15 protein-coding genes and 3 tRNA genes are annotated in these 18302 nt (G+C 27.8%); 14 read left to right on the top strand and 4 right to left on the bottom strand.

Annotated elements, in window-relative coordinates; genetic code table 11:
* Nucleotides 1–3 precede the first annotated feature (3 nt).
* Both waaF and rfaD read right to left on the bottom strand, forming a co-directional pair.
* Nucleotides 4–1047 carry a lipopolysaccharide heptosyltransferase II gene (gene waaF / locus M9408_RS01425; protein WP_250257408.1) on the bottom strand — a complete coding sequence of 348 codons (1044 nt, stop codon included), beginning with the start codon at nucleotides 1045–1047 and terminating at the stop codon, nucleotides 4–6.
* 18 nt (nucleotides 1048–1065) lie between these two features.
* Nucleotides 1066–2031, bottom strand: coding sequence for an ADP-glyceromanno-heptose 6-epimerase (gene rfaD / locus M9408_RS01420; RefSeq protein ID WP_250257407.1), 966 nt, complete (start codon nucleotides 2029–2031; stop codon nucleotides 1066–1068).
* Between the two features lie 512 nt (nucleotides 2032–2543).
* Between rfaD and M9408_RS01415 the strand changes: the two genes are divergently transcribed.
* The 6 genes from M9408_RS01415 to pfkA all read left to right on the top strand — a co-directional run bounded on the left by M9408_RS01415 (nucleotide 2544) and on the right by pfkA (nucleotide 6997).
* Nucleotides 2544–2993 (top strand): rhodanese-like domain-containing protein, encoded by a 450-nt coding sequence (locus M9408_RS01415; RefSeq protein WP_250257406.1) that lies wholly within the window; start codon nucleotides 2544–2546, stop codon nucleotides 2991–2993.
* An 11-nt stretch (nucleotides 2994–3004) separates the two neighbouring features.
* On the top strand, nucleotides 3005–3262 hold the full coding sequence (grxC, locus tag M9408_RS01410) for a glutaredoxin 3 (protein WP_250257405.1): 258 nt from the start codon (nucleotides 3005–3007) through the stop codon (nucleotides 3260–3262).
* Nucleotides 3263–3322: 60 nt separating this feature from the next.
* On the top strand, nucleotides 3323–3769 hold the full coding sequence (gene secB / locus M9408_RS01405) for a protein-export chaperone SecB (RefSeq protein ID WP_250257404.1): 447 nt from the start codon (nucleotides 3323–3325) through the stop codon (nucleotides 3767–3769).
* A 36-nt stretch (nucleotides 3770–3805) separates the two neighbouring features.
* Entirely contained in the window at nucleotides 3806–4831 is a 1026-nt protein-coding gene (gpsA, locus tag M9408_RS01400) for an NAD(P)H-dependent glycerol-3-phosphate dehydrogenase (RefSeq protein WP_250257403.1), read from the top strand.
* A gap of 50 nt (nucleotides 4832–4881) precedes the next feature.
* Nucleotides 4882–5664: a serine O-acetyltransferase gene (gene cysE, locus M9408_RS01395; RefSeq protein WP_250257402.1), complete on the top strand. Its 783-nt coding sequence runs from the start codon at nucleotides 4882–4884 to the stop codon at nucleotides 5662–5664.
* Between the two features lie 370 nt (nucleotides 5665–6034).
* A complete protein-coding gene (gene pfkA, locus M9408_RS01390) occupies nucleotides 6035–6997 on the top strand; it encodes a 6-phosphofructokinase (protein ID WP_250236077.1) in 963 nt (320 codons plus the stop codon).
* Nucleotides 6998–7184: 187 nt separating this feature from the next.
* Here the strand turns inward: pfkA and tpiA are convergent, their stop codons facing one another.
* Both tpiA and M9408_RS01380 read right to left on the bottom strand, forming a co-directional pair.
* A complete protein-coding gene (gene tpiA / locus M9408_RS01385) occupies nucleotides 7185–7961 on the bottom strand; it encodes a triose-phosphate isomerase (RefSeq protein WP_250257401.1) in 777 nt (258 codons plus the stop codon).
* A gap of 253 nt (nucleotides 7962–8214) precedes the next feature.
* Complete coding sequence (locus M9408_RS01380) at nucleotides 8215–8964, bottom strand: ferredoxin--NADP(+) reductase (protein ID WP_250257400.1); 750 nt, start codon at nucleotides 8962–8964, stop codon at nucleotides 8215–8217.
* Between the two features lie 1453 nt (nucleotides 8965–10417).
* On the opposite strand from M9408_RS01380, the gene rpmE reads away from it, so the two are divergent.
* The 8 genes from rpmE (at nucleotide 10418) to ilvG (ending at nucleotide 18301) form a co-directional block, all read left to right on the top strand.
* Complete coding sequence (gene rpmE / locus M9408_RS01375; RefSeq protein ID WP_250257399.1) at nucleotides 10418–10654, top strand: 50S ribosomal protein L31; 237 nt, start codon at nucleotides 10418–10420, stop codon at nucleotides 10652–10654.
* A 267-nt stretch (nucleotides 10655–10921) separates the two neighbouring features.
* Nucleotides 10922–12070 (top strand): cystathionine gamma-synthase, encoded by a 1149-nt coding sequence (gene metB, locus M9408_RS01370; RefSeq protein WP_250257398.1) that lies wholly within the window; start codon nucleotides 10922–10924, stop codon nucleotides 12068–12070.
* Nucleotides 12071–12511: 441 nt separating this feature from the next.
* Entirely contained in the window at nucleotides 12512–13402 is an 891-nt protein-coding gene (metF, locus tag M9408_RS01365; RefSeq protein ID WP_250257397.1) for a methylenetetrahydrofolate reductase, read from the top strand.
* A gap of 428 nt (nucleotides 13403–13830) precedes the next feature.
* A complete protein-coding gene (gene murI, locus M9408_RS01360) occupies nucleotides 13831–14685 on the top strand; it encodes a glutamate racemase (protein ID WP_250257396.1) in 855 nt (284 codons plus the stop codon).
* 484 nt (nucleotides 14686–15169) lie between these two features.
* A tRNA-Ala gene (locus tag M9408_RS01355) sits at nucleotides 15170–15242 on the top strand.
* A 156-nt stretch (nucleotides 15243–15398) separates the two neighbouring features.
* Nucleotides 15399–15472: transfer RNA gene (locus M9408_RS01350), tRNA-Asp, on the top strand.
* Nucleotides 15473–15500: 28 nt separating this feature from the next.
* Nucleotides 15501–15574 (top strand) — tRNA-Trp (locus tag M9408_RS01345).
* A gap of 1077 nt (nucleotides 15575–16651) precedes the next feature.
* Complete coding sequence (gene ilvG / locus M9408_RS01340; RefSeq protein ID WP_250257395.1) at nucleotides 16652–18301, top strand: acetolactate synthase 2 catalytic subunit; 1650 nt, start codon at nucleotides 16652–16654, stop codon at nucleotides 18299–18301.
* The last annotated feature ends 1 nt before the right edge of the window (nucleotide 18302 follow it).

Below are 18302 nucleotides of genomic sequence, written 5' to 3'. Positions count from 1 at the left end.
TAATTAATTTAATAACTTCTTTAATGCTTTTAAAACTTGATCTGGAGTAATATTTATTAAACTGCTATGATAACCATCATATAAAATATTATCTTTACGAATAGTATAACATCCTTGAATACAACACATCACAATAGATTGATGAAATAAAGGAGGAGTAAAATTAGGATTACTAGGACCGTACAATCCTACTACAGGGCATTTCAGCGCACAAGCTATGTGCATCAAACCAGAATCATTGCTGACAATTCCCTTGCACGCCGCTATTATTGCAATAGCTTCACTTAAAGATGTAATCCCTATAAGGTTGTTATAATATTGTTTCAAATTTTCAAGAATACTGTATTCAATAAATGTACTAATAAGTCGATCTTTAGATGATCCCAATATCACTACATAATATCCGCAATAAATTAATTGTATAGCCAACGTTGCATAATGATAGTGCGGCCAATTTTTAGCTAATCCAAACTCTGAACCCGGGCATAACCCAATCAATAATTTTTTATGATTGTCTAAATTAAATTTATATAATACATCTTCAATTTCTTTTTTATTTATATTTAAATGAGGCCACGGTAGCGGATAAGGTAAATCACAAAAATGTTTTATGACATTACTGTCATATGCTAAAGCAGCATAACGTTGTACCATTAACGGCAACGATGCAGATTTAAGTATCCTTAAATCATTTATTACACCATATCTCATTTCCCCGCGCCATCCAGTACGAATTGGAATATCTGCGAAAAATGGTATTAAAGCTGATTTAAACGAATTAGGTAATATTATTGCCTGTTGATATTTTTCATTTTTTAAAATTTTTCCCAAACGAAAACATTTTTCAAGCTCTAATACCCCATGTCTGTAAGGAATAAATAACGTGCGATTAACTTCAGGCATATAATTAAAAAGATCTTTACACCACATTGAAGTAATAACATCAATCTTTATATTGGAACAATACTTGTTAGCAAGCAAACGATACATGCTATGCGACATCACAGTATCACCAATCCATGAAGGACTAACCACTAACATTTTCATAACCAAACCACACTTTACTTATTTCATACAACAACGATCAACATCGTTATATGACAACCATTTTAAGTACCGGTATATACCTTTATTAATATCAATAAATTTCTTATTATACCCTGCTTCTCTTAACTGATAAATATTTGCTTGAGTAAAAACCTGATAATGATCACGGATTTTATTTGGCATCGAAATATATTTAATGGCTATATTTTTATGAAAAAAACTTAATACAATATTAGCGATTATCTCAAACGATGCAGTCTTACCGATGCCGCAATCAAAAATTCCAGACATATTATTACTCCAAACCCAAAGATTTATATCAACGATATCTTCAACATGTATAAAATCTCGTTTTAACTCTTTGCTTCCAACAAATAATGTTGGATGTTTTTTACTTTTAATTTGTCTATATAATTGAAATATTATACTCGCCATACTACCTTTATGTGCCTCATAAGGCCCATAAACATTAAAATATCTTAATCCACAAACTTGAGATGTAACTTTTGGCAGCATAGCGCGTACATATTGATCAAACAAAAATTTAGAATAACTATACATATTAATAGGTCGTTCATATTTCTGAGAGTTAACAAGGATACTAGTATCTCTCCCATATACTGATGCAGAAGAAGCATATATAAAAGGAATATTTTTTTTAATGCAATACAATAATAGATCTTTAGAATATTGGTAATTATTTTCCATCATATATTTACCGTCCCATTCAGTAGTAGAAGAGCATGCCCCTTCATGAAACACTACATCTATATTTTTAATATAAGAACCAACAGAACTATCAACTATATTTTTAATAAAACGACTCTTATCCATATAGTCTGAAATATATACATTTGTTAAATTTTTATACTTTATTCCATTCTTTAAATTATCTACTACCAAAATATTTTTGTGTGAAATATTATTTAATGCTTTAATAATATTACAACCTATAAACCCCGCTCCGCCAGTAACTATAATCATACATTTACTCACATAAATTACATATTCGGCATAATGAACACAACCACTTAAAATCATTTTTAATACTTTCATATAAAAATATGATTATATATATTGTTTATGCAATTATATTGTTATATTATTTTATACATTATTATAAAATAATAAATACTAATATAGAGCAATCATCAATTATGATGTGATTAACAAAAACTGAAAATCGAAATATATCATTAATAATATTCATTTATTAATGCATTTATAATAGAATATGCCAGATTTTATTAATCACAAAATATGCTATATGTATGTAATATCTACTACAATAAAATACAATACATTTATGCATTGAACTGATTAAATATTGTTTTGATTCATTTACATAAATATTATAAAAACTAAAACATATATTTCTTAATTTTGCTATAATTGTTAACAATACTGTTTTGGTTTAATAAAAACTGTATTATACTTTTTCACAGTTATAAATATTTTTATGATTATGATGTTGTTTTAAATAAGGTTTACAACCTATGTATATGCAGGAAATAATAATATTTTTACAACAACATACAGTACTTAGTATTGTATGGATACTCTTATTAATCGCAACGTTATATACCACAATTAGTAGTTGTTTATTCAAATCTTCCGAAATATTACGTGATCAAGCGATTTTATTAATAAACAAAAAAAAAGCAATAGTAATAGATATTCGAAGTCAAGATGATTATTGCTCAGGACACATAACGAACAGCATTAATGTGTCAATTAAGGACATTAAAAATAATAATATTTGTAAATTAAAAAGATTTAAAAAATATCCATTAATTGTAGTACATGATAATAATTCACTGGCTCATTCAATTAAACAGCACTTGTACAAATTAAAATTCGAAGAAGTGTATGTACTTCATGGCGGCATAGTCGATTGGAAATCTGATAATTTTCCCCTGCTGTTAACAAACAAAATATTAAAATAATGAGAGTAAAAATGGCTTATATTGAAATTTACACAAAAAGAAACTGTCCTTATTGTGAACGCGCTAAATCATTATTAATAAAAAAATCATTAGATTTTAAAGAGATTATTATAGATAATCATAACTCATTAAATAGTGTGTATATAGAAATGCAACAACGATCTAATGGTTGCACTACAGTACCACAGATTTTTATAGATGGTTTACATATTGGAGGATCAGATGATTTGATATCATTAGATAACCAGGGAAAATTAAATTTAATTTAAATTTAAAACACATAAAAAATAATAATTATTTATTAATATCGAAGGTTATAGGGTATTTATGTGCTAGAAAGTCCTAAAAGTAACGCGTCGTTTCACATAAAAAGAATATATACCAAAGATGTTTCATTTGAAGCTCCGAACACTCCTGAAGTTTTTCAAATAACCTGGAATCCAAAAATTACGGTAGATTTACGTAGCAATTCAGCTGAACTCCATACTAATGCATATGAAGTAGTGTTATACATCACTGTTACTGCAAAAATTGGGGAAAATACGGCTTTTTTGTGTCAAGTAAAACAAGCTGGAATTTTTAATATTTCAGGGCTTAATACAACACAAATGATACATTGTCTCAGTGCATATTGTCCGGGCATTTTATTTCCTTACGCCAGTGAATGCATAAGTAACCAAATATCTAGAGGAACTTTCCCTCAATTTAATTTAGATCCAATTAATTTCGATGTTTTATTTATTAAGTCTTTACAAAAACATGATAATACACCTTAAAAATTAGTATTTTAAAAATAATTGAGTTTCATGGCTATGTCTATTGTATACCCTACCATTACAATAATTGGGGCTGGATCCTACGGTACAGCCATAGCTATTGCGTTATCTAGAAATGGTCATAGAGTACTATTATGGGGACATAATAGTACTCACATTCAAACTCTTAAAACTCATCGATGCAATCAAGCATATTTACCAGATATACCTTTTCCGCCATCATTATATTTAGAAAAATCTCTATCAGTAACCTTAGCTACCTGTTTAAACTTATTAATTGCGGTACCAAGTCATGTATTTAGTCATGTTTTAATGCAAATAAAACCAAACTTAAAGAACAATACTCGTATTATTATAGCATCTAAAGGATTAGAACCTAAAACTGGTCGTTTTTTAAAAGATGTGACACGTGATATTTTAGGAAATAATGTGCCTATTGCAATTATTTCTGGTCCAACTTTTGCTAAAGAACTCGCTATAGGATTGCCTACTGCAATAACACTAACTTCCACCGATGCCATATTAAATTATGATTTACAAAATATACTACATTGCAATAAAAATTTTAGAATATATACCAATACTGACGCTATTGGCATTCAAATAGCAGGAGCAGTAAAGAATATTATTGCTATTGGAGCAGGTATTTCTGATGGGATAGGATTTGGATCCAACGCACGAACAGCGCTAATTACGCGAGGTTTAGCAGAAATGTCGCGCCTTGGAACAGCGATTGGAGCAATGCCAGAAACTTTCATGGGATTGGCTGGATTAGGAGATTTAGTATTAACTTGCACTGATGATCAATCACGCAATCGTCGCTTTGGAATATTGTTAGGACAAGGTTTAAATATACGTCATGCTCAAAAAAATATTGGACAAACAATAGAAGGACTCTTAAGCATAAAAGAAGTATATATGTTATCTATTAAATATAAAATAGATATGCCCATTACTGAACAAATATATCAAATATTATATCAAAATAAAAATGTTCATGATGCAGCTTATTCTTTATTGCAACGTACACAAAAAGAAAAATTAATAACTAAAAATAATTAATAATATATCTATTTTAGTTATTATTCATATTATGAAAATACGGTAAACTTATGCCTTTAAATATATTAGAAATAGTTTGGAATAATTTTAAGGTTGAAGCAAAATTATTAACCGAATCCGAGCCTATATTAGCTAATTTTATATATATGACTATATTAAAACATAAAAATTTTAAGAATGCGCTAATTCACATACTATCTAAAAAATTGAATAATGTGGATATGCTTATAACTGATATATCCAAAATATTAGAAGACATATATAATTCTGATGAAAGCATAATTACTGCTGCAGCACAAGATATTTATGCAATACACTTGAACGATCCATCTGTAACTAAGTATTTTACTCCTTTTTTATACTTTAAAGGGTTTCATGCATTACAAGCACATCGTATTTCTCATTGGTTATGGCATAATAATCGTCAAGAATTGTCTATGTATTTTTCTAACCATATCTCCGCTGTTTTTAACGTCGATATTCATCCTGCTGCAAGTATTGGATGTGGTGTTATGATAGATCATGCCACTGGAGTGGTAATCGGAGAAACATCAGTTATAGAAAATAATGTATCTATAATGCAATCTGTCACTTTAGGAGGAACTGGTAAAATAAATGGTGATCGTCATCCTAAAATTAGGCAAAGAGTGATGATTGGAGCCAGTGCCATTGTTTTAGGTAATATTGAGATAGGATACGGAGCTAAAGTTGGAGCCGGATCTGTTGTGCTACATTCCGTACCGCCTTATGCTACAGTGGCAGGAAACCCTGCTAAACTTGTTAAAAAATCAAAAAATTATAACAATTTACCACATGAAAATAAAAATATGTAATTTTGCGCAAGTTAACTATGGAGCGCAATAAAAATTTTTATATACCATATTATATACTAATAAATTGACATTTATTAGTATATAATATGGTATATAAAAAGATTTCCATATTTTGATAGGCAAAAAAATTAATACTATTTACTACAAATATAAACCAAATCGATAAAAATAATATTTCAGTATTCAATTCATAAAAATACTATTACTCAAATATTTTATAATTTTATATACAATTATATATATTTAATGTAGTTTTCATTTTTATATATTGCACATCACAACTATGTGCTTATTTAATTATGATAATTAAATAAGCACATAGTTGTGATGTGCTTTGCCAACAAACAACATAATAGAGCTCTATATATATATGATAAAAAAAATAGGAGTACTAACAAGCGGTGGAGATTCACCAGGAATGAATGCAGCTATTCGAGGTGTAGTACGAGCAGGTCTTTCTGAAGGATTAGAAGTTTATGGAGTATATGATGGTTATTTAGGATTATTTCAAGACCGAATGATACAATTAAGTCGTCGTAGCGTTTCAGAGATAATCAACCGAGGAGGTACTTTTCTTGGTTCAGCGCGTTTTCCTGAATTTAAAGAAGATACCATTAGAACAGTAGTTATTAATAATATATACAAACGCAAACTTGATGCCCTTATAATAATTGGAGGAGACGGATCTTATTTAGGAGCCAAAAGATTAAGTGACATAGGATTCCCCTGTATAGGATTACCTGGCACTATAGATAACGATGTCGCTGGAACAGATTATACTATTGGTTATTTCACAGCTTTAGAAACAATTGTTGATGCAATTGATAGATTGCGTGACACATCGTCTTCACATCAACGTATTTCTATTGTAGAAGTAATGGGACGTTGTTGTGGTGATTTAACTATGGCAGCAGCAATAGCTGGAGGTTGCGAGTTTATTGTAGTCCCTGAAGTAGAATTTAACGCGCAAGATTTAGTAAATGAAATTAAATCTGGTATCTCTAAAGGAAAAAAACACGCAATAGTAACTATTACTGAACGTATTTGTAATATATTTTACCTAGCACAATACATTGAAGAAAAAACTGGTAGAGAAACTCGTGCTACCGTTTTAGGGTATATCCAACGCGGAGGAAAACCAGTAGCTTACGATCGTATTCTAGCATCTAGAATGGGAGCATATTCTATTGAGCTATTATTACAAGGTTATAAAGGACGTTGCGTTGGGGTACAAAACGAAAAATTAGTACATCATGACATCAATGATGCAATACAGCATATACAACGTCCTTTTCGTCAAGATTTATTAAAAACAGCTAAAAAACTATTTTAAATTTAAATAAATCACTATCATTCAATTCTATCATAGTAAAATTACAATATAGTACATATTCCAATTTTATATAATACTATAATACCAAATATAAAATTTTCTCTATTGTTATTTATTCGTTTCTGAAAAATACTATCTGTCTGTTGTACGAACAGAATCAACATATTTATATATATATTATTGTTATTTAAGCATAATATGATTTCTCATGATTTTCGGCTGCTCGCACAATTATAGAAAAACTATCTGCATTTAAAGAAGCAGATCCTACCAGTACACCATCAATGTCCTTTTGATTAAAAAATTGAGTAACATTCTCTGGTGTTACAGACCCTCCATATTGAATGAGCACTTCATTAGCTATAGACACATTATAATTTGCAATATAATTTCGAATTAACTCATGAATTATTTGTACACTTTCCGGAGACGCGCTCATACCACTTCCTATAGCCCATATAGGCTCATACGCAATAACTGAATCCTTAAACGCTTCGACACCAAGTAATCTAATGACTGATTGAATCTGATTAAGGCATACTGATTGAGTATGGCCAGCATCATATTCTCTTTTATTTTCTCCTATACATAAAATAGGAATTAATCCGATTTTTTTTAAGATAAAAAACTTTTTAGCAATATATGCATCATTTTCTTTATGATGTATTCTTCGTTCAGAATGACCGATCAGAACATATCGAGTATTCAGGTCTTGTAACATTACTGCAGAAACATCCCCGGTAAACGCTCCAGATATATGAATATCAACATTTTGAGCACATAACCAAATATTACTATTTATTAAATAACGCATAACTAAATCTAAGTACATCACAGGAGGAGCCACAGCCATGTTGCATTTGGAAATATTAGCACATTCCTCAACCAATCTAATTATTAGATTGGTTATGGTACTTTTGTTACCATTTAATTTCCAGTTTCCTATTACTAATAGGCGTCTCATATTGTCTCTCCTGTAAAATCCCCCTATATGATGATGATCATACATCAATATTAATAAAATAAATAAAAAATAAAGAAAATATATATAACCGCACGATAATAAATACACATGTTTACAAATATAATGTAATATGAATTACAACATCATGCTGATACTAAAAATTGCGATAGTTTTAATAATAAATTTAAAATACGTTATGAACTACAATACATAATATTCATTATATAATAATATCAATAATATTATTATTATGTTACCAATAACGTTCTTGAGTAATATGGCCTGGATTACGTCGTACATGATCTTTCATTCCGTATTTTTTTTTCAATATTTCTTTAGTATCAGATATCATGTGTGGATTACCACATAACATTACATGACTATTACTAATATTCAATGGCAATCCCACTTTTTTTTCTAAAGAATTATTCTCTATCAAAGTAGGTATACGTCCAAAAAGCGAATTATAAGATTTTTCCTGACTTGTAATTGTTTGCACGCGTAATTTACTAGAATAAATATTTTTCAATTTTTTTATTTGAGACAAATAATTTAAATTTTTATAAAACCGTGTCGCATGTACTAACACAATATTTGAAAATTGATCTAATCTTTCGTCATGATCTGCAAGTATTGATAAATATGGACCAATTCCTGTCCCGCTAGCCAACATCCATAAATTTGCACAACTTGGAATTTCATCAAGTACAAAGCGTCCATACGCTTCTTTAGTAAGCATAACAGTATCGCCAGAACATAAAGCACGCAATAATGGGGTAAATTTTCCTTCTAACACAGTAGCTATATAAAATTCTAAATTGGGATTGTTAGGAGCATTGAGATACGAATAAGCACGCTGTATAATTGTGCTATTTACATACATTCCTATTCTAGTAAATTGTCCGGCAACAAATGCATTAACTGGAGCTTGTACAATAAGACTAAATAACTGATCTGTCCAGTGTTTTACTTCAACAATTTTTCCAACAACCCATGTAGACATAAAGTTAACCTATAATTTAAATTATTTAATTTTTATTTAAGTTATTTCACTAAGAAAACCAAGATTAATATTAAATTAAAACACACATATATTGCTATCTTATTTTTATAAGATCTTCGATTATAATATTGATATATCAAACTTTTTATAAAATCAGTATAATATCTTCAAAAATTTTTGTTTTACTTCACAACGATTTATTATACTAAAGTTATATCTCCGAGCAATTATTTTAACATCGTTACGATTATGAAAATATCTTATATGCACAAATATTTCATTTAATAACATATATATAATTCATTCATAGAATTATATATATGTTATTAAATCGTACTGATATTTCTAAGCGTATATACAAAAAATCACGAGTTAATCTATAGCAACAAATTAAATTGATTAAATCAAAGTTATTTTAATGATTTAATATTATTATTAAAAACTTATTGGTGATAATGTAAATTCAGGCATTTAATTATAATTTTTTATAAATACTATCGCCATAACAAATATTATAATTGCTACTTTTACTTAATAAAATTAACATTATGAAAACATGTAATAATTCCTAGAAATTATTAAAACGAAATGTCAATATAAATGAAATAAATGTTTTACCTATACTAAATTATAATTTTTATTTATCTTTTATATATTTGATAAACCAAATTACAAATAGTCTATTTAATCTTCATCAATAATAACCACAACATAAATACAATTATTACTCTAATTTTTAGATTAACTTTTATATCTCTGATAAAAATACTTATGTAAATAATTCTCTATTAAAAGGTCACTATCTTAGTATAATTAATAAACTTAATAAAATTACTATTTGTTAATTATTACAACATATATTATAATATGTCTTAATATGATTATACACCTAAATATTAATGAACAATTATAGATATGAATATTTGTTTAATAATAGTATAGTTATTAACTAAATCAATATTGATATATGTCATCAAATAAAACGTTAATTCTATATTTATCTGAACATAAACATAATTATTTTTTAACCAAAAAATAGTAATTCTTAACTGAAATATTATAATTATATTTGTTAAATATAATTATAATATTTCATAAATTAATTCGATCCTATTACAGGATAATACAATTTTTATATATTATATAATGATATCCCTAAAATTTAGATACGTTGCATTTAAATATATTTAAATATTATAAATTTTATATAAAATACAAAACAATATCTATTATCAATAGATATTATAAAAAAAATTATTAATTTATTTATTCATCTATTTTTAGATATATATATGCACATAATTAATAGATCAAATTGTCTGGTTATATGTATAATTATATACTAATATTTAATTTACTAAATTCTATAGAATAGAATTTATGATTTTTATCATTTGTTATGATATTCTATCAACTATTAAAAATACAATATTACTTAATATGAGAATATACCATGAAGAAAAATATTCATCCAAAATATAATGAAATATCTGCGCATTGTTCGTGTGGAAATATTGTTAACACTAAATCAACTTTGAATCACAATTTAAATTTAGACGTTTGTAATCTATGTCATCCGTTTTATACAGGTACACAACGTATAGTAGATACGCGTGGCCGTGTAAATCTCTTTAATAAACGCTTTAATGTTGCTGCTCACACTAATTTTTTTCCCATTAATAAAAAATGAATAAAATATAAACATATACGTTCTTACATCTGCATTTGTACGCATCAAAACATGTGACTAACAAAATATATTACAGCGTGTAAACATACATTATCAAATTTCATTCCTATTACTATTACACATAATTAATAATAAAGTGCATTTGTTATTTTAGTTGTGATAAATAATAAATACATAAAAACATTATCAGATACATAAATAATATTAGTATATTAATGATATTAATGATATATTAAAAAGGATAAATGATTAAATTAATTATTTACTATGGATATTAAAAAATCAACAATCAGTGTTAGAAGTGGTTTGAATATTGATGAGCAACATGGATGCGTTGTGCCTCCTATTACTCTTTCAACTACTTATAATTTTTTTGGATTAAATCAACCACGTCTGTATGATTATTCACGACGCAAAAATCCTACTCGAGATATAGCTCAACAAACTCTATCAGATTTAGAATATGGAAAAAATACAATTATGACAAGTAGCGGTATGTCTGCTATTTATCTAATATGCTCCGCTTTTCTTGAGCCACACGATTTGTTAATAGCACCTCATGATTGTTATGGAGGAACTTACCGACTATTAGATGCATTACATAAAAAAGGCATATGTAAAGTATTATTTATTGATCAAAATGACACAAAAATATTACTAGAGTCATTAATATATAAACCTAAATTAATTTTTATAGAAACTCCAAGTAATCCTATGCTTCGAATAGTAGATATTTACAATATTTGTAAACTCCAAAAAAATATATTATATGTCGTAGATAATACATTTATGACTCCAGTTTTTCAAAATCCATTAATGCTAGGCGCAGACTTAGTAGTACATTCTTGCAGTAAATATCTAAACGGACATTCAGATTTAATAGCAGGCGCGGTGGTATCTAAGGATACATACATTTCCGATAAATTAGCTTGGTGGGGAAACACACTTGGGATTACTAGTAGCGCTTTTGATAGCTACCAATTATTACGTGGTATACGTACTTTAATGCCTCGAGTTTACCAACAACAAAAGAATACTAAAAACATTATTTCTTTCTGTCAAAAACAATCTCAAATCAATACGTTATACTATCCAGGGTTATCCAGTCATCCTGGACATAGGATTGCTTGTAAACAACAAAGTGGATTCGGATCAATATTTAGTTTCGAGCTAAAAGGAACTAAAAATATGTTACTACAATTTTTACAATCATTGAAATTATTTACATTAGCAGAATCGTTCGGAGGTGTAGAAAGTCTGATTGCCCATCCAGCTACTATGACGCATGCCGCTATGCCAGAAAGCGCTCGAAAACGTGCTGGCATTAATGATATGCTACTTCGTATTTCAGTAGGACTAGAAGATAGTGATGATCTTATCGCTGACTTAGCACAAGCATTTAAATCAATAGAATGAAATATTCCGATATTAGTGTGACACTAATACTTATACTAATTAATAAATCAAGATGATTAATGAATATATAGACATACTATTGCAAACCTTAGTAACTAATTAAACATCCATAAAATTTAAAAAATAATATATTTAACATATAAAAATTGATATAAAATATACACCATTAATTACTGAATGCACACTTTAGTTGTGATAGAACCTTAACCAGCATATATATTGCTGCAAAACAGAGAACTCATAATAGTAATGATAACATTTTTGACTTATTAATTTAAAAAATGCCACTTATAATAAGTAGAAACCATTCTTTCACGTAACTTAAATAAAAAATTCTTTATAAAAACATAACTGTAAATAGTAAATATAATAACACTTATTTGTAGTATAGCATACATAACATATCATACATATTATTTTATAAATCCACGAGAGGAAAATATGAGCATGTTCCATGCTGCTCAACAAGAAATATTAAATCAATATTTAGCAGAATTACAAGGCAATATTAATGTATCATTTGAATTCTTCCCTCCACGTACCAATGAAATGAAAAAAATATTATGGAAAACTATAAAAAAATTAAGTAAGCTCAATCCTGCTTTTGTTTCTGTAACATACAGTGTTAATTCTGGAACACGAGACTATACCGATAAAACAATTAATGATATAAAAAAACATACTAAATTAGTAGTAGCTCCCCATTTAACATGTATTAACGAAACTCCTCAAGCATTACAGATCATTGCGCAAGAATATTGGAACAATGGTATTCATAACATTGTTGCATTAAGAGGTGATCAAATCAATAAAAATCATCAATCATCTATGTATGCTGCAGATTTAGTATATTTACTAAAAAAAGTTGGAAATTTTGATATTTCTGTAGCTGCTTACCCAGAAGTACATCCAGAAGCAAAGAACGCGCAATCAGATTTAATTAATTTGAAAAAAAAAATAGATGCTGGCGCTAATCGTGCAATTACTCAATTTTTTTTCGATGTAGAACAATATTTAAGATTTAGAGATCTTTGTATATCTGTTGGAATTGATACAGAAATTATTCCCGGAATATTACCTATTTTTAATTTTCGTCAAGTACAGAATTTTATTACTTTTACTAAAGTTAAAATACCACATTGGATATACGTAATTTTTCACGGGCTAGATCATGACCTAAAAACACAAAAAATGCTTGGAACATTTGTAGCAATAGACATGATTAGAATTCTTATTAAAGAAGGAGTAAGAAATTTTCATTTTTATACTCTTAATAGATCAGACTTAACATATGCAATATGTCATAGTCTAGGAATAAAAAACAAAAACTAACATAATATATTTTATATACAAATAATAATTTTTATATAAATTTATTGTCTATACACTCCTAAAATATGTATTTTAAGAAACAGTTTCTATATAAAAATGCTTATTTTGCCAACAAAATTATTAATTAGCAGATAAAAATAATTTATATTTACTTACATATTATCAATATAATACATAATATCTCCTATACCCGGCAATATCTAATCAATTACGAATAAAAATTAATAAAAATGTATGATTTTAATAAAACTAACATTATTATGGACATATCATTCAATGTGATATCTTTGATTAAAAAATAAAAAATTTTATTAAAAATTTAATATCACGTTACATAAAAAATTACAAACAAAATCGTAAACTAAATATATACCTAATTCCACCAAATTTATATAATGCTTATATCAAGTAAATATTTAATAAAGTAAATGACATATTTCTGTAAAAATATATACAAATACAAACAACCAACAATCTTAATACTAGATTCTGGAGTAGGTGGTTTATCCATTTATACCGCGATGCGCAAATTATTACCATACGTATGGTATCTATATTTTTTTGATAATCAAGCCTTTCCTTATGGTGAACATTCAGAAATATTTATCACAAATCGCGTAACTTCTATAATTAAAACCGTTCAAAATCAACATCAATTAGATCTTGTAGTTGTTGCTTGTAATACTGCCAGTGTAGTTTCATTAAAAATATTACAAAATCACTTTTTATTTCCTATTATCGGAACAATACCTGCGATCAAGTTAGCATCTAAATTAACTAGAAATGGCATTATTGGAGTATTAGCAACACATCGTACTGCAAATCATGACTATACTTGGAGTCTTATAAAACGTTTTGCAAGTAAATACAAAGTCCTATTATTAGGCACATCTGAATTAGTACACTTAGCTGAATCCAAAATATATGGCGAAAAAATATCTTTATCAATGATTCGTAATATTCTAGCCCCCTGGTTAGAAATGAAACAACCTCCTGATACTATAGTACTAGGATGTACTCATTTTTCCTTACTAAAAAAAGAATTAATTACAACGTTATCTTCAAATAGTTATTTAGTAGATTCTAGACGCACCATCGCTAAATATAGTTTACGTTTATTACAACGTAATGAGACCCTAATTAAAGATCCTATAAATAACGTTAATTATTCCATCAGACCAAACAAAATCTATTGTTCTATGGACACTACAAAAGTTATTAAACTAAAATCTATTTTATTGTCCAATTATAATTTTTTTTCTTTAGAAATCTTATCAATATAAATTATAAAAAATTTGAACTTCTTACTATAAACGCATATATTTATTAAGTTTTTACCACATATATAACATTCACTTAATTATACTTAAGAAATATAAATATATATAAAATATGTGCTCAACATATAATAATCATTACTTAATGATTAAACTAACTATTAAACTTTATCTGTAAAAATATTTTATAAACTCAAAACATCAAAAAATTCTAATTTTTATAAACATTTATCAACTTTGATCTAGTACTTCTATAAGAAGTAAATTAATTTATCTCAAATAACAATAAAATTGTTATAAGAAATAATTGTTGACTTAATCACATTAATATTAAAAATTAATTAATAATTTAAAATTAGTGTAATTAAAAAATTAAAACTCATTGTTTTAGAAACTATTTGCATTCAATAAAATATAAAAATTTGTAATTATATTATTTTAGTTTGCATCTTTATTTTAAACTTGTTACAGTAGTACATTTAATAGGTTTGGGGCTATAGCTCAACTGGGAGAGCATCTGTTTTGCACGCAGAAGGTTAGCGGTTCGATTCCGCTTAGCTCCATAATTAAATGTGTAACGTAATTTTATATTAAACAAATTTTTAAATGTAACCCGTTAAAAATAATGAACCTAGCAGAACAAAATTCACAGCATTTATCAATAAAATATGATATATACGTAGTTAATCATTAATTTTAATGATCATTTAATTGATAACGGTGCGGTAGTTCAGATGGTTAGAACATCGGCCTGTCACGCCGAGGGTCACGGGTTCAAGTCCCGTCCGCACCGCATACCGTATTAAATTATTAATAATATAAGGGGTGTAGTTCAAATAGGTAGAACGTCGGTCTCCAAAACCGAGTGTTAGGAGTTCAAGTCTCTTCACCCCTGTAGTCTATCTACAAGAGTGTAAAAATAACATAAGTTAAAATTATAATATAACTTAAAGCGCACATATCAAATATGTGCGCTTTAATATCGTGTCTTTTACATGTTTATTATTTATTTTTTAAAAATGAAAAGCATCATCCTATATATTATAGATTTTTAGCACTTTTAATATAAAACTAATTGTATAAACTGAAATCTATAAGTATTTACTATAATATAATTAAAATCTTAATATCATATATCGTTCTTTTCAAAAATAAGTAAACGATACCAAATTAAAATTTTTGATAAATACGAATAGTTAGCCGCTATTTATATACTAAAATAATTAAAAAATATATACAATCCTATAACAATAAACTGAAATAACAATTATATACTGATGATTATTAAAAATAATATTATCTACAAAACATCACTTTTTAAAATACCGTATCTATAACATATAAGAATATAAATAGAACGCATATATATATAATCAAATATGTATTTTGCTTTATTGAAGGTATCCACTAGAACAAAAACGTTAAAACAAAACAGAATTTACCATTATGAATATTAAGAATATCAAATTCTTTGTGTTTTGTTCGCGTGACGATGATACATATTTGTCATAAAAATTTTTATGTTTAAAACACATGGAAATTACTGTTTTAAAAATTACTGCTAGTTTTTAATAAAACATATTATAGAATATAGTATTCTTGACAATTAAATATCAGCATTAATGTCACAAAAATTATTTTTAATATAATTATTTGATTATTTAAAATATATAGAAAAATTTTTATCAATAACAGTATTATACTTTAAACCAATTATATTTTATAATTTAATCGATACACAACGGAAGCGTATATTGATATCAAAGATATTAATATCATAAGGATTTTCCTAAAATAAAAATGTTTTTGATGATATACGCAATATTTTTATAAATATTTCAAACCTACTTAAATCTAAGAAAATATGTAATTTCCATATGGGTTACAATTAATTTTAAAAATTGATCACTTATTTATAAATAATCTAATTTAATTGTTGTTTAATTCATACAAATCACACGAGGAAATAAATATGAACGGAGCTCAGTGGATAATAAAAGCACTGAGAGACAAAGGGGTAGATATTATTTTTGGTTACCCAGGTGGGGCTATTATGCCAATGTACGATGCATTATTTGATTCTGAAGTAAAACATTTATTATGTAGACATGAACAAGGAGCGATTATAGCTGCTATAGGATATGCTAGAGCCACCGGAAAAGTTGGGGTATGCTTTGCAACTTCTGGCCCAGGCGCTACCAATCTTATCACTGGGCTAGCTGATGCATTGTTAGATTCCATTCCGATAGTAGCGATTACTGGACAAGTAGGATTAGAATTTATTGGTACTGACGCATTTCAAGAAGTAGACGTATTAGGATTATCCTTAGCTTGCACTAAACATAGCTTTTTAGTACATTCATTAAATATGATACCTGGTATTATTGATGAAGCATTTTTTATTGCTTCTAAAGGAAGACCAGGTCCAGTATTAATAGATATACCAAAAGATATTCAATTATCTACCGAAAAAATAATACCTACTAAATACTATGTTAATAATAATAAAAAACATGTTTGTAGCGTCACAGGTGACATAGAAAAAGCTCGTGTATTAATGCTTCAATCATACCAACCAATACTTTATATAGGTGGAGGAGTTGGAATGGCGCAAGCAGTAACATCGCTACGTAGATTCATTTCTAAAACAAAAATACCTACTGTAGTAACATTAAAAGGAATTGGTGCAGCAGATTATACAGAAGATTGTTATTTAGGAATGTTAGGAATGCACGGCAATCAAGCAGCTAATTTAGCAGTACAAAAATGTGATTTACTAATTGCAATTGGAGCTCGTTTTGATGATCGAGTAACCGGGCAGTTGCATACTTTTGCTCCACAAGCAAAAGTAATTCATTTAGATATTGATCCTGCAGAATTTGGTAAACTACGCTTAGCTCACGTTTCTTTGTCAGGAAATTTAAGCGATTTACTATTTTCATTAACACAATCCTTATCTATTGATGAATGGAGAATAAAAATAAAATCTTTGAAATTAAAGTACCGTTGGTGTTATCAATCGACTAATGACAAAATTTATGCGCCAGCCTTATTACGAGCAATTAGTGAAAATGCCCCTTACGATACTATCGTTACTACAGATGTTGGGCAACATCAGATGTGGGCTGCCCAGCACATGCAATTTAATCGTCCAGAAAATTTTATTACTTCTGGGGGACTGGGAACTATGGGATTCGGAACACCAGCAGCTATCGGTGCTCAAATTGGCCGGCCCAACTGTATGGTGATATGTATTTCTGGTGATGGATCATTTATGATGAATATACAAGAACTTGCCACTATTAAACGCAAAAATCTACCCATTAAAATTGTTTTATTAGATAACCAACGTTTAGGAATGGTTCGTCAATGGCAACAATTATTTTTTAATAAACGTTATAGTGAAACTACATTAACAGATAATCCTAACTTTCTTGTTTTAGCTAAAGCATTTGACATTCATGGATTACGTATTACTCATAAATCCCAAATATCAAATGCAATCAATGCACTATTTATGCACACAGAAGCTTTTTTATTGCATGTACTAATCGATGAATATGAAAATGTTTGGCCACTAGTTCCGCCCGGTGCTTCAAATGACGCTATGTTGGAGCAGTAAT

It is taken from the genome of Candidatus Blochmannia vicinus, from assembly GCF_023586525.1.
GTDB classification, from domain to species: domain Bacteria; phylum Pseudomonadota; class Gammaproteobacteria; order Enterobacterales; family Enterobacteriaceae; genus Blochmanniella; species Blochmanniella vicinus.
Note: the sequence above shows the minus strand (reverse complement) of the source record. Positions and strands in the feature narration are given on the sequence as shown.